Origin of the sequence: Vibrio sp. 10N.286.51.E5, from assembly GCF_041469125.1 — a bacterium.
Taxonomy (GTDB): Bacteria; Pseudomonadota; Gammaproteobacteria; order Enterobacterales; family Vibrionaceae; genus Vibrio; species Vibrio crassostreae_C.
On the sequence record NZ_JBFRJZ010000015.1, the window covers coordinates 70,540 to 89,897 of the forward strand.

A 19,358-nucleotide genomic window follows, 5' to 3' on the forward strand; every position below is an offset into this window, starting at 1 on the left:
TTTTTCTAAAAAAGCCTCTCCCCAAATATCCAAAAAGTAGACTTGGCTCATGTTTCCAATGTGACCAATATTCAAGTCGAACGGTGATACAGCGAATGTATCACGATACTTTGTACTTGTTTAATTCCTGAGTTTTATAGTGGCGGCGAAAGCGAAAGCTCGTATCCTAATAAAACTATAAAGGTAAAAAATGAAAAGCCAAGTTCTACTTTGTTCTACTCTTATTGCCCTTTCTTCTATGCCCACTTTTGCTGGTGAAACTAAGTTAGACGTGCGTTTTGGTCATAACACTGCGTCTGATATTCGCGACAGCCGAGTAAAATTCATGCACACCTTCGATACTGGTTTTTACTTCAGTGCGGAGGCCGCCCAGATTCATAACGACGGTTACTTTGCTGGTAACGATTCAAATGATGAAGACACTAATGGTCTAAAGGCTGCTGCGCAAGAATTTGAGGCGACATACAAGTTCGAAATCAATGAGCAGTGGTATTGGGCTCCGGGTCTTGTCACAGTGACAGCACCAAATTGGACTGAATACCGTCCATACTTGAAGTTGGGTACAAGCTTCGAAAACGGAGTTTCTCTAACTGGTCGTTATCGTTATAACTGGTCCAACGATGCAAACGGGAAAGATTACTTGGATGGCAGTGGCACAACTCGTGGTGCTTCGAATCAGTTTGATATCTGGCTATCTAAAAGCTTTGGTGATGTGGGGCTAATGTATAACCCGAGATACCGTTATCAAGACGGTGTTGACCAAGGCACTGGTCGAGATGATTATTGGGAACATACTGTTATGGTTAACTATAAGGTTAATGAAACTTGGACGCCATACATGGAGCTAGTGTCTGTCGATGAAACCTATGTGGACTCTAACGGCAATCGAGAAAACGATTATGCAGTACGTTTAGGGTTTGTCATGAACTTGTAATTTGATGAATATACAGAGCATTCCTTGTCCATAATATCGTAGAAAACAAAGAGCAGCCTTAAGCGCTGCTCTTTTTGTATTTGGAGAACAGGAAAAGGGTGAGATTAAAAGGTCAGCAGTTCTTTACCAATTTGGTCTACGATTTGCAATGAATGAATCTGAGACTCCCTACCATATAAAGAGATGCCATCCACTTGCTCTTCTAGTGCTACGTTTTGGTGGCAAACCTGGTCGAGTGTTGAGCCTTGATGGCTTATTCCTACCACCTTCAATCCCTTACGCTTAGCATTTTGCGCCATTTCTATTACAGCGTTGGTTTCACCAGACTTGCTGATCAATAGCAGAGTACCGAGTTCGGCACGGGTGAGCTGGTGAATATCTGTGATTACCAAGTGAGGTACGTTAGCTAAGGATAGAAATCGAGACAGGTAATTTACGCTAACGATGGATGCACCGCGTGAATACAGATACACCACAGGGGATAACTTCAATGTATTGGCAACCCCCGCAATTTGTTGCTGATTCATGTGACTTGAAGGTGTTGTCACATTTTGCTTGAGCTCATTAGAGAGTTTATACCTGAGTTCAGTGTAACTCGCGTAGCCCATCTTTTTGCAAACTCGATTTACCGATGTAGTTGTTGTTAAAGCCTTATTTGCAATGGTCTTAGCCGAAATCTCATGGAGCTCACTGGCGTGGCCGATCAAATACTCGTAAATCGCACGTTCTATACCTTGAAATGTGTTCATTGCTCTCAGCTATTATTTAAGAAACTATCAATATTACGCGCGAAAATGAGGCAAATTACCATGACTTCAATCACAGATGTATCGTGATACTTCGGTTGTACGATGAAACAGTGTCGGTACACATTCACGCTTCATATACTGGCCGCAGTTGATAAGAACAAGGTATTAAACCATGGCTAAGAAAAAACTGGTTGCAGTGACCGCTTGTCCTACAGGGATAGCGCACACCTTCATGGCAGCTAAAAAAATTCAGAGCTGGGCTGAAAAGCAAGGCTATGAAGTTAAAGTCGAAACTCAAGGTAGTGATGGTGTTAAAAACAAGCTGACAGCTCATGATATCGCTACTGCGGACGGTGTGGTATTAGCCGTTGATGTGCCAATTATGGACATGGAACGATTTGATAACGCGAACCCGCTACAAGTTCGTACCCAAGAGCTGATTAAACGTGTTGACGATTTACTGCCGACAGTTTTCCTGCGTGGTAAAGAAAAGTCTGACGCTAACGTCGAAGTGCATGACGAAAAACGTTCCGCTTACCAGGTGGCCATTGGTCATATTATGACAGGTATAAGCTACATGTTGCCTGTGGTTGTACTTGGTGGGTTATTGATGGCTGTGGCGAAAATCACTGGCGAGTTCATTGATATTTCGGGAACACCAATTCAAACGCTCGATAAGCTTGGTTTCATGACAATTAAGTTTATGTATCCAATCTTTGCCGGATACCTTGCTTATTCGATTGCGGGTAAACCTGCACTTATTCCAGCCTTTATTGGCGGTTTGATGACCGATGAGCCTTACAAACGATTTTTCGACCTGGAAGGGTGGGCGCCATCAGGCTTCTTCGGCGCCATTGCTATTGGTTTCCTTGTGGGCTATTTGGTCCGTTACCTTAACGATGTTATTCGAGTAAGAACTGATCTTACGACTCTAAAAACCATGCTGTTAGTACCTGCGGTAACTGGCGTGGTGATGGTGTTAACCATGGAGTACGTGATTAATCCGTTCTTTGGTGCTCTAAACCTTGCAATGATTAACGTGTTCACTGAAGCCGGCGACGCAGGCCGGGGTATTTACTCGATGGTGATTGCTGCAGGTACTGCTTTTGATTTAGGCGGTCCGATCAACAAAGCCGCAGGTTCAGTAGCGCTTGGTCTTAACGGGATGGGCGAAGGCTTCGACCTAATTGCCCGTGAGCTGGGAATTGTTATCCCACCGATTGGCGTTGGCTTGGCTGCGATGCTAGACGGTAAATTCCGTAAACGTGTATTTACCCCAGAAGAGCAAACGGTCGGTAAGACGTCTCTAATGCTTGGCATGATTGGTATTTCAGAAGGTGCGATTCCCTTCATTCTTAAGAACCCTAAGATGATCCCAATTATGATCCTTGGCTCAATCATAGGTACTCAACTTGCGGTTGTCCTCAATGTTTTCCAAAGCTTACCGCTACCAGCTGTTTGGGGGTGGTTCCTATCATCAGACCCAATTAGCTACACCTTATCCGTGTTCGTTGGTTCAGGGTTTATTGCCGTCGCATTGCTGTTATGCACCAAACCTCAGCCGAGTAATGCTTAATTAAGCGTCCTCATCATTTGAAATTTAATGGGGGAAGTGACCGCTTCCCCTCAATTGAAAATTTAGATAAGTCGAGATAAATCAATGGCTAAAATTCATGTAATTCCACATACGCACTGGGATCGTGAGTGGTATTTTACTCAGCAAGACAGTGACGTTTTGGCTACGTATAACTTCACTAAAGTTATCGAAACGTTGGAAACTCAGCCTGAGTACAGTTGTTATCACTTAGATGGTCAATCATCTATCGTTGAGGATTATCTTAAAGTCCTGCCGCACATGCGTGATCGCTTGGCACAACTCGTTTCTGATAAGAAGCTATTTATAGGACCTTGGTATACACAGACCGATACCTATAATGTGGCGGGTGAGTCGATCATTCGTAATCTTAAATACGGTATGCATATTGCGGAAAGTTTAGGGCATAGCATGAAGGTGGGTTACCTACCTGATACGTTTGGCCATAACGCACAAATGCCGACTTTGTTTAAAGGCATGGGAATCGATAATATTATTTTCTGGCGCGGAATTGATTATGACCAACAGGTAGAGCGTTCTAATTTTAATTGGCGTTCTGCGGGCGGGGATGTGATTTATGCTTATAACCTTGTCCATGGTTATGGCGCAGCTAAAAACATGGTGGCGACCCCTGATCATCTAGACAAGAAAATCTTCCCAATGGTCGAGAAAATCAAATCTCTCTCTGGCTTGAGTGAAGTGCTTATTCCATCTGGTGGCGATCAGGTGAATATTGATCCTGAGCTCCCTAAAACGTTACAAGCTGCCTCGCATCGCTCACCGGAGCAAGACGTATATGCGATCTCTTCTATGGAAGCATTTGTTGATGTTTTACGCGATAACAGCGATAGCTTTGAGACTTATAAAGGTGAATTTAAAGCCCCGCGTTACGCTCGAATTCATAAGACGATCGGCTCAGTTAGATATGACATTAAAAAGCTAAATTTCGATATAGAGCAGTTTTTGATTAAGAAGCTTGAAGTTGTCATCGCAATTGCGAAAGCACAAGGTATTACTGTCCATACAGAGCTGATAGATATCGCTTGGAAGAAGATTCTTGAGTGTCATGCGCACGATAGTATTGGTGGCTGCAATAGTGATGCGACCAATGCCGATATTATGCATCGCTTAAAGCAGGCTCAAGAAATTTGCCACGGTTTGTATAACCTTGTTATCAAAGAGATTGCTAGTAGCTGCCATGATAATGAGTTGATGTTGTTCAACGGCCAAATTAAACCATACACAGGGCTTGTTAAGGCCGTGGTATTTAGTTCGCATGAAAGCATCGCAATCTCAGATGGCAACGAACAATGTGCTATCGAAGTGATTAAGCGAGAGACGTTAGATGGTGGCAAGGTCATTGAAGTTACCAAAGACGGTGAAAAAGAAGTTGCGGTTCCTCCTTACTATCGTTTCGAGTTGAATATCTCAGTTAATGACTTACCAGCGATGGGATACCAAGTATTTGAAGTACAGCCATGTGACGTGATCAATCGTCAAGTGGAAGTACGTAAGCAAATATCGATTGAAAATGAAGTAATGATGCTGACGTGTGAGGGAAGCCAGCTTCAGTTAGTCGATAAAAAGGCTAATCGCGTTATTCCTCGACTTCTTACATTTGAAGAACAAGCTGATGATGGCGACTCCTATGATTTCTCACCGTTGCGAGGAGATACACCGTTATATAACCACGCTATTGAGCTTATCGAAACGCGGGTAGGTGAAACTGAGCAAGTGATGTTAGTGCGCGCGACACTCGATATTCCATTTGATCTTAGCGCCCGAACTGCGAATCAGAACGATCATCAGGCGACGTTTGAAATTAGCTTAACGCTTAGCCATGGCAGCGAGCAGCTAATAGTCAACATCACAACGATCAACCAGGCGAAAGATCACCGAGTGCGTGTGTTAGTTAATTCTGACGTTCAATCCAACACCTCGATTAGCACCCAGCCATTTGCATTGATGGAGCGTTCAATTGCGCCGTCAATTGAAGGTTGGAAGGATAAGTTCCGAGAATGCCCTATTGATATCGAAACCACTGAAGGTGCTGTGGCGTTAGCTGAGCCAAATAAAGCCGTTGTGATTAATGGTAGTGGGCTTAAAGAGTTTCAAATCATCAAGGGGCAATGCTCAGACAAAATCGCACTCACCCTCTTCAAGGGTACTGGTGTACTTGGTAAAGATGACTTAGCGTGGCGACCAGGTCGTGCTTCTGGCATCAATAATACCGTAGTACACACTCCTGATGCACAACTACAAAAATCCATGCAATTTAGTTTTGCTTTGGCATTAACGAAAGATGCTCAGCACAACACAATTCGTCGGTTAGAGCGCGAATACCTTGACGCACCATTTAGCTATCAAAAGCAAATGTTGAACAGTTTTGAGAATCGATTAGAGCGCTTCCAAGTTCGATTTGATTCACGTGAGCGTTTGGCTTCATTTAACCTGCTTTCACTCAAACAGCCGCTTGAACTATCAAGTATCGGGCACTCGTTCTATAAACAAGATGCGGTGATCATTCGATTGTTTAACCCTACGCCTTCAGTCGTTGAACTAGAACTAAATGCGTTTGAACAGTTTCAGCAAGTTGAGCTGGTGGATTACCGAGAACAGCCAAAAACGTACGCAGACTCAACAAGCGTTGAGAGTATTCCTAAAGCCGTTGTTCAACCAAACAACAGCATCGATTTACGCGTAACGTTTGCCGTTGCTCAATAAGGACAAAGATATGATTGAAAAAATACTCTTCAACAAAGTCGCCGATATTTATGGTGAAGAAGAAGCACACTCGGTAACGCAAGAGATCTTAGCCTTAATTGAGAAATGGAAGCCAAGTGCTCCACAATACACACCGTGGGTTGATGAGAATACATCTTACCTGATTACTTACGGTGACAGCTTTGCTCGTAACGACGAAAAAACATTGAGCAGTATGAAAAGTTTTGCTGATAAGTACCTAAAAGACTCAATCAGCAATATCCATATTCTACCTATGTTTCCGTACACCTCTGATGATGGCTTTAGTGTGGTCGATTACCGAAAGGTCGATGAGAAGTTGGGTGACTGGGAACACCTCAATGCTTTGTCTGAGAACTTTGATTTGATGTACGACTGTGTGATCAATCACATCTCAAAAAGCAGTGATTGGTTTCAAGGTTACTTAGCAGGTGATACGCAATACCAAGATTACTTTGTTGAGTCTGACCCAAGCCTAGACTACTCGAGTGTTACGCGCCCCCGCGCTTTACCGCTCCTTACACCATTTAGTAAGGCTTCGGGGGAGACATCTCATGTGTGGACTACTTTCTCTGAAGACCAAATTGATATCAACTTCCGAAGCTCGAAAGTGTTGCTAGAAAGTATCGATATTTTATTGATGTATGCAGTAAACGGCGGCCGTTCAATACGCCTAGATGCCATCGGTTTTATCTGGAAAGTATTAAATACAACGTGTATTCACTTGCCGGAAGCACATCAGATTATCCAGCTATGGCGAATCATCTTTGATGAGACGGTTCCTGGCGCGTTACTAATCACTGAAACAAATGTGCCACACAAGGAAAATATTTCGTATTTCGGACAAGGAAATGAAGCACACATGGTGTATCAGTTCCCGCTTCCGCCTTTGACTCTGCATGCATTCATGAGTCAAAACAGTTCTGTATTGACCGAATGGGCGAAAGGCCTAACCGAAGAAGCAATGGCTTCACTGCAGCAAGGGAATAAGACAACTTACTTTAACTTCCTTGCGAGCCATGATGGTGTCGGTGTTCGTCCAACGGAAGGGATCCTGACCAATGAAGATCGTTTGTTAATGTGTGAACAGGTTGAGCGTAAAGGTGGTCGCGTAAACTATAAAAACAACAGTGATGGGTCTCAGTCTCCTTATGAGTTGAATATCAATTACTTAAGTGCATTAACTGAAGCTTCCGATAGTGATGATGAGAAAGCGAGAAAATTCTTGGCGGCTCAATCTATCTTGCTTTCATTTATTGGTGTGCCTGCGATTTACTATCACAGTTTACTGGGCAGTGAGAATGATATTAACGGGATGGTTGAATCGGGTATTAACCGCAGAATCAATCGTGAGAAGTTCGGTTTAGACGAGTTAGAGGCGGAGCTAGCCGAAGCAGGCTCATTGCGCCAACAAGTTTATAGCCAGATGGTTGAGTTGGTGAAGCTGCGTAAAACTCAGCCTGCATTTTCTCCACTTATGAGCCAAAAAGTTCTAGACCTAGGTGAAAAGGTGTTTGCATTGCAGCGCGGCGAAGGAGATGAATCTATTCGCTTTGCTCTGAACTTAAGTGAGGCGCCGCAAGAGATTTGCCTTGATGCAAGTGGTTATGACTTGATTAGTCGTGAGCAGTTAGCAAATGTCTTTACATTGAAACCGTTTCAATTTGTTTGGCTGAAGAGTCATAAGGAATAGCGCATGAAATTATCTAACCTAACGTCCGAAAGCTTAATTCTGTTAGATGCGGTGTTCGATGACCGATTTGCAGCTATTAACGCATTGACTGACAAGATCGACCAAGCTGGCAAATTAACAAATAAACAGCAGTTTTTAGATGCTGTATTGCATCGTGAAGAAGAGGGGCCAACAGCTCTGGGTGAGTACTTAGCGGTCCCTCACGGTAAATCTCCGGCGGTTATTGAGCCTGTGTTTGCCTGTGCTTTCGTTAAAGATGAATTGATGTGGCAGGGTATTGATGGTGATGAGCCCGTCAATATGATCTTCTTGATTGCGATCCCGCCAGCAGAAGCTGGATCTACGCACATGGAAGTGTTAACGACATTGACGTCTTCTCTTGTAGACGATGAATTCCGTGATGAGTTATTGGCCGCGAATTCGACTCAACAGATTATGAAGTTGCTCGGTTCAGAGGACGACTGTTCTCAAGACGCGAGCAATACTCACAGTGAAGCAAAGTCAGACTCTGAATCTCAGAAGCAAGAAGAGCCTGAAATGGCGAAGGACATTAGTCAAATAGCCTACCCGGTGGTTTTAGGTATTGGCCTGGTCATTTCAGCGTTTTTGTTCTTACTGCTCTAGAGTGAATATCTTCGATGAAAATAGTGATTGCTCCAGACTCATTTAAAGAGTCGCTGACAGCTAAGCAGGTCTGTGAATGCATTGAACAAGGTTTTGTTCAAGTATTTCCACAAGCTGAATACGTACACCTTCCTCTCGCGGACGGTGGTGAGGGAACGGTTGATGTATTGATGCAAGGTTTAGAGGGCGAGATAAGACTTTCGCCAGTGACCGGGCCGCTAAAGTTAGATTCACTCGACTGTGGTGTGACGGCTCAATGGGCGCTACTTGATAACGGCAGTACTGCCTTAATTGAAGTGGCGGCGGCATCAGGCTTAGATCTGCTCGATGTTTCTCAACGTAACCCTGCAGTGACCACTACCTATGGTACTGGCGAGCTCATATGTGAAGCATTAGATCTAGGTGTGAGCAAAATAATGCTTGGCCTCGGTGGTAGTGCAACCAACGATGGTGGGGCTGGTATCGTACAGGCTTTAGGTGGAAAGCTACTGGATCGAGAAGGAAACGAATTACCAAAAGGCGGTGCTGCGCTTTCTAATCTTGCCCGCATCGATTTGTCTGGTGTTCACCCCCGTTGTAAGCAAGTGGAATTCATAGTGGCATGCGATGTTGCGAACCCACTTGTTGGGGGTAATGGAGCTAGTGAGGTGTTTGGTCCTCAAAAAGGAGCGTCTCCAAGTTTGATTGCTGAATTAGAGCGTTGTTTATCTAACTTTGCCAAGGTTGCTTTCTCAATAACTGGTGTCGACCGTTGTTCTAGCGCTGGGTTTGGAGCTGCGGGTGGCACCCCTTTGGGTGTCTCCTTGTTATTTGATGTTCAAATTAAGCCTGGGATTGAGATGATTTTAGATGCGTTAGACGCTGATAAAGTTCTAGAACAGGCTGATCTGGTGATTACGGGCGAAGGCCAAATGGATAACCAAACCCTGCAAGGTAAAACGCCATTTGGCATTGCTAAGCGAGCTAAGGCGAAGTCGATTCCAGTGATTGGAATTGCAGGTTCTTTAGGTTCTGAAATCGATGATTTATACGCCACAATCGACAGTGCTTTTGCCACTGTTCGCTCACCACAGAGCCTTGAACAAGTGCTTCAAGAGGCGAGCATGAACGTGACTCAAACATCTCGAAATATCGCTGCTACCCTCAAGTTGGGTGCGTCAATGATTAATGTTAAGTAGCTGACTAAGTTTGATTACTTGCAAGTGATACAAAGAAATATCTATGTCTTTATTTAAATTAGATAATGTTATTCAGCATTATCCGTGGGGAAGTAAACAGTCTATTTCTGAGCTGTTTGATATTCAAAATCCTAATTCCGAACCTCAAGCTGAAATTTGGATGGGGGCTCACCCTAGAGGCTGCTCAAGAGTTGCTGATACAGGCCAGCTGCTATCGGAGGTTTTAAGCCAAGATAGCAAGGGAATGTTTGGGGAATACACGGAAGCAAGGTTCGGCGAACTACCTTATTTGTTTAAAGTTCTCGCGGCAGAAACCCCTCTATCGATACAAGTACACCCAAGTAAGAAAAAGGCCCAGCTTGGTTTTGAACGAGAGAATAAGCTAGGCATTAGTTTGGATGCATCGAATCGAAACTACAAAGATCCTAACCATAAACCTGAACTGGTTTATGCGCTGACTTTCTACAAAGCTATGAATGGTTTTAGGCCTATTCCGCAAATTATAGAGCTGTTTAAAGAAGCCGAAATTAGCGCACTGGATATTGAGATCTCTGCACTAGCAATTAGTCCCAACAGCGAAGGCTTGAAAGTGTTTTTTACCTCGGTGATGACACTTGAAGGTGAGCGAAAAAAGTTAGCGCTAGAGCAGCTGTATTCGGCTTATGAACGTAGACCGAAGACTGCTATGGGGCGAGAAGCATTACAGTACAGCAAAGGCTTTGAACAGCATTATGTCGATGATATTGGTTTATTTTCGCCACTCATGTTGAACACAATCGAGCTTGCACCGGGTGAGGCAATGTTTTTGCATGCCGAAACCCCGCATGCTTATATCGAAGGTACTGGGCTAGAGATTATGGCGAACTCAGATAATGTGTTACGTGCAGGTCTCACTCCTAAGTTTATCGATGTACCTGAATTGATTGATAATACGTGTTTTGAAACGACGGATATCGAAGGCATCAAACTGAAACCTATCGAGAAAGAAGACAAGTTGAGTTTCCCTATACCTGTTGATGATTTCGGCTTCGACATCTTGTCAGTGAACGAAGAGGTCTGCCAACAGTATCTACGGAGCGCAGAGATTTTATTTTGTATCGGTGGTGAGGTAACGGTTTCAACTAAAGAGCACAAGTTAATGCTGAGTTCAGGTGAGTCAGTGTTCATCAGTAACGATGCTGGAATGTATGAATATCAGGGACAGGGAATACTTGCTCGAGCGTACAACTAAGTCGAAATTTGTCTAGTCGAAAGCATCCAGTTGTTATCACTCAATTTCTCTAGTGACACAAGAAAGGCCGACATCATGTCGGCCTTTTTGTTTTCGCTTTTCTAGTTGGCGTGTACCTAGTTATTCATCGCCAGTTTACCTAGCTTCATTGCAGCTGCATGGTGGCGGTGCATCAGTCGCTCCATGTCTACGCCAATCACGGCACCATCGTTAACTCGCCATTTTCCGGCTACCATCACTTTATCCGCTTGTTGAGCACCACAAAGTAGTAATGCAGCCAGTGGGTCGTGGCTGCCAGAAAAACGAATATCATCGAGCTTGAACATCGCGATATCGGCTTGTTTGCCAACCTCTAGTGTACCAATGTCGGTTCTGCCCATTGCCGCGGCAGAACCGGATGTCGCCCAGCGCAATGCATCAAAGTGTGAAACGTTGGCGGAACCATATTGCAGGCGTTGTAGATACATCGCCATGCGCACTTCGGCAATCATATTAGAGCCGTCGTTTGAGGCCGAACCATCAACACCTAGCCCAACTTTTACGCCAGCTGCTTCAAGGTCGTTGTTCTTACAAATACCAGAAGCCAGCATCATGTTGGAAGTAGGGCAGTGGCTGATGCCAATGCCTGCTTTACCCAAGCGCTTGATCTCTTCTGGATTGAAGTGAATGCCGTGTGCAAGCCAAGTGCGTTCATTCAGCCAGCCCACATCTTCTAGGTAATCAACAGGGCGTAGACCGAACTTCTCGATACAGAAGTCCTCTTCATCGAGCGTTTCGCATAGGTGAGTGTGCATCATCACGTTCTCACGCTCACTGATCTTGGCGGTCTCTTTCATTAGATCGGTGGTGACTGAGAACGGCGAACAAGGCGCGAGTGCGATTTGAATCATCGCCCCTTCATCACGCTGGTGGTAATCGCGGATCAAGCGTTGGCTGTCATCGATAATGGTTTGTTCGGTTTGAATGGTGTGTCGTGGAGGTAGCCCACCTTCATCTTCCCCTAGGCTCATGGAGCCGCGCGTAAATATCGCTCTCACGCCAAGCTTCTCTGCCGCCTCGACTTGTAAATCGATGGCGTGCTCAAGCCCATTCGGTAGTAAGTAATGGTGATCAGAGGCGGTGGTACAGCCCGACATCATTAACTCGACTAGCGCTAGCTCTGTAGCAAGGCTCATCATTTCAGAATCGAGGTTGGCCCAAACAGGGTATAGGCTTTGTAGCCAATGGAAGAGTTCTTTATTGAGTGCGCCAGGGTAGGCACGCGTTAGGGTTTGATAGAAGTGGTGGTGCGCATTGATAAGCCCAGGAGTCACAACATGACGAGAAGCGTCGACGCTGTAATCTACGGGTAAGGTTGGTTCTTTGTGTTTACCAACCAATTCAATGATCTTATTACCTTTAATGACAATACCGCCTTCTGCATCAGCTAGTGAGCCAGTGTAGATTGCGAGAGGATTCTTAATCCAGATGGTTTCCATTCATAGTAGTCCTTAGCCATCTCAGCCTTTTCAGGGAAGAGGGTCTTTATTGGTATTTGCTGTTGAAAGATAAATTCGAATCAGGGCGTTAAAACGTTCAATGCTCTAATCATTCCCTGATTCTGTGAAAATCGGTTTTACGTTAGTCAGTGAACCAGTTAGTTCTAGACTCAGTTAATTTGAGACTTAGTTAGTTCCAGACTTAATTAGTTCGAGAGTTAGCTAGCTAGTTCGCTTTGGGCTCAGGATTTTCTGATGCCGCTTGAACATCTGTTTCTGTGCTTGCTTGCTGAATCTCTAATTGGTCGTTTGACTGTAACTCTTCTTCAGCTTGTTCTTTCATTTCTAATTCAACTTGCGCTTGGCTTTCGGCCAGCGCTTCTTGCTCTTCTGCTCGTGAAGATTTCGGCAACACAAGGTTTAGAAGAACCGTCATGATGGTGCCTGTTGTAATGCCAGAGTGAAGAAAGTTCGCAAGGTCATGCGGCAAGTGTTGCAGCAACCTTGGTTCGAAAGTGACGGCTAAGCCAGACGCTAAACCAACACAGATTACCAAGGCATTTCGCTTAGTGTCTGCGGCCTTGATCAACATGCGGATACCCGCGTAGGCAATCATTCCGAACATCACAAAACCCACACCACCTAGAACAGGTTTCGGAATCGTGACGGCAATAGCGGCTAATTTCGGGAATAAACCACCTAAAATTAGCAAACCACCGGTTGCAGCCACTACATAACGACTTGCTACACCTGTGATGCCTACAATGCCGACGTTTTGACTGAATGACGCCAATGGCATTGCCGTTAAAATTGAAGATAAGGTACTGCCAAGGCCATCGCCTAGAAGACCACGTTTTAAGTCTTTACCGGATACTTGGGTTTGGCAGTTGTTACCGAGTGCCATGAAGTCACCCGTTGCTTCAGCGATAACCACGATGTACACCAAGCTCATACTGATGATGGCACTCGCAGAAAAGGTAAAGCCGTATTTGAAAGGTTCTGGGCCACCAACCCAAGCGGCAGAGCCGATCTGCTCAAGGTCGACCATGCCGAGCGATAGCGCCACAATGTAGCCGCCCGCTAAACCAATCACGATGGCCGAAGCGGCAACTGCGCCTTTACAGTAAACCGATACGCCAACCACAATCCCCAAAGAGATCAGTGCTAGAAACAGCTTTGGCAGCGTGGCGAATTGTTCTGTGTTGGCAGGAGAGTCTCCGACCCAGTTCATGGCAACCGGTAAAATGGTTAAGCCGATTAAGGTAACCACTACACCACTTACCACGGTAGGGAACAGCTTCCGAACCTTGTCCATATAGAAGCTGGCACCAATCACCACGAACGAGCCGATAAGCGCTGAGCCCATGATCGCGGCGACGCCACCTTCGTTACCGATTGAAATGGCGACGCCCAAAAAGGCGAAGCTCGAACCCATCACCACGGGCAGTCGAATGCCAACAGGGCCAAAACCGAGACATTGAGCGACGGTTACAATACCTGACGCCAGCAGTGCAGCATTGATCAGCGAAACGATTTCGGTGTTAGGCAAGCCAATTGACGCGCCGACAATAAGGGGAACAGCGACGATGCCACCAATCGAGGCGAGCATGTGCTGTAATGCGAGTAGGAAGGTTAAGCCGTGAGGCGGTCTTTCATTTAGGGTGTACAGAAGTTTCATTTGATATTCCTCTGCCTGTGTTTCCGTTTACAGGCGATTGGCGGTCAAATAATGACTTCTACAAACTGCGTAGGGTCATAAAAAAGTGCACTGAATCGGTAGGGTTTCTGCTCTCTCGTCATCAATGCAATTAGCTTTCTTAAAAATCATGTTGTTGCTTGGCTTGCGAACCAGCCAAGCAACGTTGTGAGCAATCAAGAAATGACTGCTCAGGAGCTTTAGGGTTAACCGATGAACACTAGCTTGGCGATGAAGATAGCCGCTAGGAAGTACATCGAGATAGACACATCTTTGGTTTTACCTGTCGCCAACTTAAGCACTGTGTAGGTAATGAAACCCAATGCGATACCGTTCGCGATAGAGAAGGTCAGTGGCATCATTAGTGCGGTAATCGCGGCTGGAGCACCGTTAGTGAAGTCTTTCCAATCGACGTGCTGCATGCTGCTCATCATCACGAATGCTACGTAAATCAGCGCGCCAGAGGTTGCGTAAGCTGGGATCATGCCTGCAAGTGGAGATAGGAAAATTGCCGCTAAGAACAACACCCCAACCACAATCGCAGATAGGCCTGTTCGTGCGCCTGCTGCAACGCCCGCTGCACTTTCTACGTAACTGGTTACTGGCGGACAACCCACACACGCACCTGCCACACTTGAGATACTGTCGGCTTTAAGCGCTTTGCTTAGGCCTTCAATTTTTCCTGTTTCAGGGTTAGTTAGGTTTGCACGCTCAGCCACGCCCATCAAAGTACCCGCGGTATCGAACATGTTTACAAAAAGGAAAGCCAAGATAACGCTGATCATTGAAACATCGAGAGCGCCCATAATGTCCATTTTTAGGAACGTAGGCGCTAAGCTTGGTGGCGCCGCGAAGAAGCCGTTGTAATGCACTAAGCCAAGCATCATACCGACGAGCGTTACACTCAAAATACCGATCAACACCGCACCAAATACTTTACGCTCACTAAGAACAGCGATGATAAGGAAAGCGATAGCGGCCAGTAGCGCTTCAGGTTTAGTGAAGTCACCTAGTGATACCAGTGTTGCTGGGTTTTCGACGACGATGCCTGCTGTTTTAAGACCAATTAGACCTAAGAACAAACCAACGCCCGCAGTCATGGAGTAACGTAAACTCACAGGGATACTTTCAATGATCCATTGGCGGACTTTGTAGAAGCTCATCCCGACAAACAAGATACCTGAGATAAACACCGCACCCAGTGCCACTTCCCAGCTGTAGCCCATTTCGCTTACTACCGTGAACGAGAAGAAGGCATTCAAGCCCATGCCCGGCGCAAGGCCGACAGGCCAGTTCGCAAATAGTCCCATTAATAAACAACCGATCGCAGCACCAATACAGGTTGCGACGAATACCGCGCCTGCATCCATACCCGATGCGGCCATAATTTGTGGGTTAACGAAGATGATGTAAGCCATGGTTGCGAAGGTGGTGACACCGCCGACCAACTCATTTTTCACACTGCTTCCGTGGGCCTTAATTTTAAAGAGTTTCTCTAAAATTCCGTTATTCGCATCTTGGTTGAGTATTTCTGTTTTACTCTCACTCATGTCAGCAAGTCCTTTTATGTTGTGATCCATTTATTGAATACAGCGAGATTTCAATATTAAGTTTTAAGGTTTTTTCCTAGCCGCTATTTCTTTAGTTATCTGTTCTTTAGTCATCAACTTCTAACTAATAACGTTGTTAGTATTTTTATATGAGCGTGTTGAGGGTCTGTTGACCTTTCGCGGTTAAATTTTGTTCGAGATAGAATCGTTTTAGGCGCGGCAAGGAGTATGTAGCCTAGCCACTCTAAGTAAATACTTCTTAACAAAGCATAAAACGATTCTAGCCGAACCCTTCGGGCAGCCTTTGTGGTTCATTTCTACTGCGTTATCGGCTTCTCATGTAGGCTAGCTACACATCAAAGCCTCTGCCTTGTAGAAATTTTCCACAAAGCGCTGCAAAAATCAGCTCGAAAGGTCAACAGACCCTACTGAGCGCGCATCTTTTTAGATGCACGCATGAATCTGTTTATTATTGGGTGATAGAGCCTAGATCGGGATTCTAAGCATCGGGACTAACTGCCCCGATAGGTTGAGAAACTGTAAGGCGAGACGAGAAGAGGAACGTGATAATGCGCTTCTGGATCATCTAGACCAAAGCGAATAACAACATCGTCTAGGAAAGGCACGCCATCCAATTCCACGCCTTTACTTCTGTAGTAATCGGCTACGTAAAATACCAATTGATATTTCCCCGGTCGGAAATCATTCCCTGCCAGAATCGGCGCATCGGTTCGGCCATCGGAGTTAGTGATTACCGTCGCCAACTTTTCTGTTGAGTCTTCATTGACCTTATAAAGCTCGACCTTGATCTCTGCACCCGGTAAGCCGTGAGTAGTGTCTAATACGTGTGTTGTTAGTCTTCCCATAGTCCTTTAATAGCGCTTTTGGCGCTCCTCTGTTCCGTGGTTTATCTGTGTAATTCGACCCTGCAAAGAATGCAACTGGTCACTTTGTTATCACTAACTATGTACGAACTGTATACAATTAGTAAAGCAAATTGTTGGAAAAATGTTAACTATTTAGTCGTTTTTTCTGACTTTTTAGATGTGGGTTATTGGTTTTTGGTCGAGGGTTGTATTGTTAAAGTGTTGTTTTTAAATGTTTTGAATAAGGAAAATTAACTTGAATAACAAAATCTTTACATTGAGATAAATAATTGTATACAATAAATGTACAGGGGTAAGGTTACTCGGTTTTGAAATAACCAATAGCGGAATCACCAATAGAAGAATCATATTGATGAACCAGCTAAAGAGCGGCTAAGCCAACCACTTATGTTAGGAGTACTTGGATGAATAAGGATTATTCAAGAAATTTGATCGGTTACGGAGCTAACCCTCCAAACCCTCAATGGCCAGGTAATGCGCGCGTCGCGGTTTCTTTTGTATTGAACTATGAAGAGGGCGGTGAGCGCTGTTTGTTACATGGAGACGACGAGTCTGAAGCTTTTCTTTCAGAGATCCCGTCAGCACAGCCGATTAAAGGCGAACGTCACATGAGCATGGAATCCATCTATGAATATGGTAGCCGTGTAGGTGTGTGGCGTGTTCTTCGCTTGTTCGATGAATATGAAATCCCACTGACTGTGTTTGCGGTTGCCATGGCCATTGAGCGTCACCCAGACGTAGCGAAAGCCATGGTAGAAGCAGGTCACGAAATCTGTAGCCACGGTTATCGCTGGATAGACTATCAATACATTGATGAGTCAGAAGAGCGTGATCATATGACCAAGGCGATTGAGATTATCCAACAAGTGACGGGTCAACGACCACAAGGTTGGTATACCGGTCGAACGGGGCCAAATACGCGTCGCTTGGTAGCAGAAGAGGGCGGCTTCCTTTACGACTCCGATGCCTATGATGATGACCTGCCTTATTGGCACACCGAAACCGGTGATCCACAACTGGTGATCCCTTACACACTCGATGTAAACGATATGCGCTTTTCAACAGCGCAAGGCTTCAACTCTGGTGAGCAGTTCTTCCAGTATTTAAAAGACACTTTTGACACCCTTTATATGGAAGGCGAAACCGCACCGAAAATGATGTCGGTAGGACTGCATTGTCGTCTTATTGGTCGTCCCGGTCGTATTGCTGCATTAAGACGTTTCTTAGATTACGTAAAACAGCATGACAGCGTGTGGCTATGTCGTCGAATCGATATCGCCAACCACTGGCACCAACATCACCCGTACCAACAACAAGCTAATTATCAACAGAAAAAATAACGAAGCGAGAAGCAAGGAGGCTATACGTGACTGAATTTCGATCATGCCAACCAACAACCATGGAACGCGATACCTTTGTCGCTCACTTTGCTGATGTCTACGAACACAGCCCGTGGGTTGCAGAAGTGGTGTATGACCAAGGTTTGAATGCCGAAGATGACCATATCGAGAATCTTCATCTGAAAATGGCATCGACCTTGTTAAATGCCGACCAAGGCAAACAGTTGGCTTTGATCAATGCTCACCCAGATTTAGCGGGCAGAGCAGCTGTAAACGGCGAACTCACCGAGTCGTCGACCAAAGAACAAGCGGGGGCGGGCATCGACCAGTGCAGCGCCGAAGAATTTGAAAAATTCACTTCTTACAACAACAGCTACAAAAGTCGCTTCAATTTCCCTTTTATCATGGCGGTGAAGGGAGCCAATCGTTACCAAATTCTTGAGTCGTTCGAGATGCGATTAGGAAATGATAGTGAAACTGAGTTTGCTACGGCGATTCAAGAGATCAACAAGATCGCGATGTTTCGTCTCTGGGATATGTAAGTTAACGGAGTTAACAGCTATCTCAGCCCAGTGTTAGTGCGTTAAAGGTTTGATTTGTAAAAACATAAGCCACTAAGTTCTCATTTTATTATTACTTGATTAATTTCATAGGATTACACGGACATGACCCATAAATTTGAACAGTACATAAACCTTGCAGACGAAAAACTCGGCGCAGAAGCTATCTTCGCAACCGACGATTTTTTCGCAGATAAAAGCCGTCTACTCAGCCACGCAGCGCCAGAGTGGAAAGACGACTTATATGACGACAACGGCAAGTGGATGGACGGCTGGGAAAGCAGACGCAAACGCGGCGAAGGTTACGACTACTGTGTCGTTCGCCTTGGCCTAGCTGGCACCATTGCTGGCGTTGATATTGATACCTCATTCTTCACAGGTAACTTCCCACCTTCGGCATCAATTGACGCGTGTTATTCACCACAAGGTGAGCCAACAGATTCAACAGAGTGGCAAGAGATTCTGCCTTCAATGGCACTACAAGGCGATCATCATCATCTTGAAGACATCGAAAGCGACCAAGTATTTACGCACCTACGTTTGAACATCTACCCAGATGGCGGTGTCGCACGCTTACGTGTTTATGGCCGACCAAGCGTGGATTGGGACGCAATAGACTCTCAGCAACAAGTTGACCTAGCAGCCGTTGAGCACGGTGGCCGAGCACTCGCATGTAGCGATGAACATTATGGCAACAAAGCCAACATCTTAGGCCCTGGGCGCGGTGAAAACATGGGTGATGGCTGGGAAACAGCACGTCGTCGTACACCGGGTAACGACTGGGTAATCGTGGCATTAGGCCACCCAGGTAATATCGAACGTATCGTTGTGGATACGGCACACTTCAAAGGTAACTACCCAGACAGCTGCTCAATTCAAGCGGCTTACGTGAAAGGTGGCACCGACGACCAAGTTGAAACACAAAGCCTATTCTGGCGTGAACTCTTGCCAGCACAAAAACTGCAAGCACATGAAATTCACGAATTCATTTCTGAGGTTAACGACCTTGGTGCGATTACCCACGTACGTGCAAACATATTCCCAGATGGTGGTATCAGCCGTTTGCGTCTGTTTGGTACGAAAGCGAAATAGGTAAGGAAAT

Annotated in this window: 15 protein-coding genes; 10 read left to right on the plus strand and 5 right to left on the minus strand. The window is 45.3% G+C overall.

What is annotated here, in order from left to right:
- The first annotated feature begins 190 nt into the window (after positions 1-190).
- The gene (locus AB4161_RS05230; RefSeq protein WP_052880455.1) at positions 191-934 is read left to right on the plus strand and encodes an oligogalacturonate-specific porin KdgM family protein; all 744 of its coding nucleotides are present in this window, start codon (positions 191-193) and stop codon (positions 932-934) included.
- A gap of 104 nt (positions 935-1,038) precedes the next feature.
- On the opposite strand, the gene AB4161_RS05235 is transcribed toward AB4161_RS05230, so the two are convergent.
- On the minus strand, positions 1,039-1,683 hold the full coding sequence (locus AB4161_RS05235) for a MurR/RpiR family transcriptional regulator (RefSeq protein WP_050647491.1): 645 nt from the start codon (positions 1,681-1,683) through the stop codon (positions 1,039-1,041).
- A 172-nt stretch (positions 1,684-1,855) separates the two neighbouring features.
- On the opposite strand from AB4161_RS05235, the gene AB4161_RS05240 reads away from it, so the two are divergent.
- From AB4161_RS05240 to manA, 6 genes are all read left to right on the plus strand, one after another.
- A complete protein-coding gene (locus AB4161_RS05240) occupies positions 1,856-3,259 on the plus strand; it encodes a PTS fructose transporter subunit IIC (RefSeq protein WP_048611837.1) in 1,404 nt (467 codons plus the stop codon).
- A gap of 84 nt (positions 3,260-3,343) precedes the next feature.
- Positions 3,344-6,001, plus strand: a complete 2,658-nt coding sequence (locus AB4161_RS05245; RefSeq protein ID WP_372082945.1) for a glycoside hydrolase family 38 C-terminal domain-containing protein — start codon at positions 3,344-3,346, stop codon at positions 5,999-6,001.
- A gap of 10 nt (positions 6,002-6,011) precedes the next feature.
- On the plus strand, positions 6,012-7,712 hold the full coding sequence (locus AB4161_RS05250; protein ID WP_102394000.1) for a sugar phosphorylase: 1,701 nt from the start codon (positions 6,012-6,014) through the stop codon (positions 7,710-7,712).
- A gap of 3 nt (positions 7,713-7,715) precedes the next feature.
- Entirely contained in the window at positions 7,716-8,336 is a 621-nt protein-coding gene (locus AB4161_RS05255) for a fructose PTS transporter subunit IIA (protein WP_102393999.1), read from the plus strand.
- Positions 8,337-8,350: 14 nt separating this feature from the next.
- The gene (locus AB4161_RS05260; RefSeq protein WP_372082946.1) at positions 8,351-9,514 is read left to right on the plus strand and encodes a glycerate kinase; all 1,164 of its coding nucleotides are present in this window, start codon (positions 8,351-8,353) and stop codon (positions 9,512-9,514) included.
- 43 nt (positions 9,515-9,557) lie between these two features.
- The gene (manA, locus tag AB4161_RS05265; RefSeq protein WP_372082947.1) at positions 9,558-10,745 is read left to right on the plus strand and encodes a mannose-6-phosphate isomerase, class I; all 1,188 of its coding nucleotides are present in this window, start codon (positions 9,558-9,560) and stop codon (positions 10,743-10,745) included.
- Positions 10,746-10,861: 116 nt separating this feature from the next.
- Here the strand turns inward: manA and AB4161_RS05270 are convergent, their stop codons facing one another.
- From AB4161_RS05270 to uraH, 4 genes are all read right to left on the minus strand, one after another.
- Positions 10,862-12,223 (minus strand): 8-oxoguanine deaminase, encoded by a 1,362-nt coding sequence (locus AB4161_RS05270; protein WP_372082948.1) that lies wholly within the window; start codon positions 12,221-12,223, stop codon positions 10,862-10,864.
- A 226-nt stretch (positions 12,224-12,449) separates the two neighbouring features.
- Positions 12,450-13,901, minus strand: coding sequence for a nucleobase:cation symporter-2 family protein (locus tag AB4161_RS05275; RefSeq protein ID WP_372082949.1), 1,452 nt, complete (start codon positions 13,899-13,901; stop codon positions 12,450-12,452).
- 224 nt (positions 13,902-14,125) lie between these two features.
- Positions 14,126-15,469, minus strand: a complete 1,344-nt coding sequence (locus tag AB4161_RS05280) for an NCS2 family permease (RefSeq protein ID WP_016795479.1) — start codon at positions 15,467-15,469, stop codon at positions 14,126-14,128.
- Between the two features lie 512 nt (positions 15,470-15,981).
- Positions 15,982-16,335, minus strand: coding sequence for a hydroxyisourate hydrolase (uraH, locus tag AB4161_RS05285; RefSeq protein WP_017083063.1), 354 nt, complete (start codon positions 16,333-16,335; stop codon positions 15,982-15,984).
- A gap of 425 nt (positions 16,336-16,760) precedes the next feature.
- Between uraH and puuE the strand changes: the two genes are divergently transcribed.
- The 3 genes from puuE (at position 16,761) to alc (ending at position 19,348) form a co-directional block, all read left to right on the plus strand.
- Positions 16,761-17,696, plus strand: coding sequence for an allantoinase PuuE (puuE, locus tag AB4161_RS05290; protein WP_372082950.1), 936 nt, complete (start codon positions 16,761-16,763; stop codon positions 17,694-17,696).
- A 26-nt stretch (positions 17,697-17,722) separates the two neighbouring features.
- Complete coding sequence (gene uraD / locus AB4161_RS05295; RefSeq protein ID WP_372082951.1) at positions 17,723-18,238, plus strand: 2-oxo-4-hydroxy-4-carboxy-5-ureidoimidazoline decarboxylase; 516 nt, start codon at positions 17,723-17,725, stop codon at positions 18,236-18,238.
- A gap of 123 nt (positions 18,239-18,361) precedes the next feature.
- On the plus strand, positions 18,362-19,348 hold the full coding sequence (alc, locus tag AB4161_RS05300; protein ID WP_017069066.1) for an allantoicase: 987 nt from the start codon (positions 18,362-18,364) through the stop codon (positions 19,346-19,348).
- The last annotated feature ends 10 nt before the right edge of the window (positions 19,349-19,358 follow it).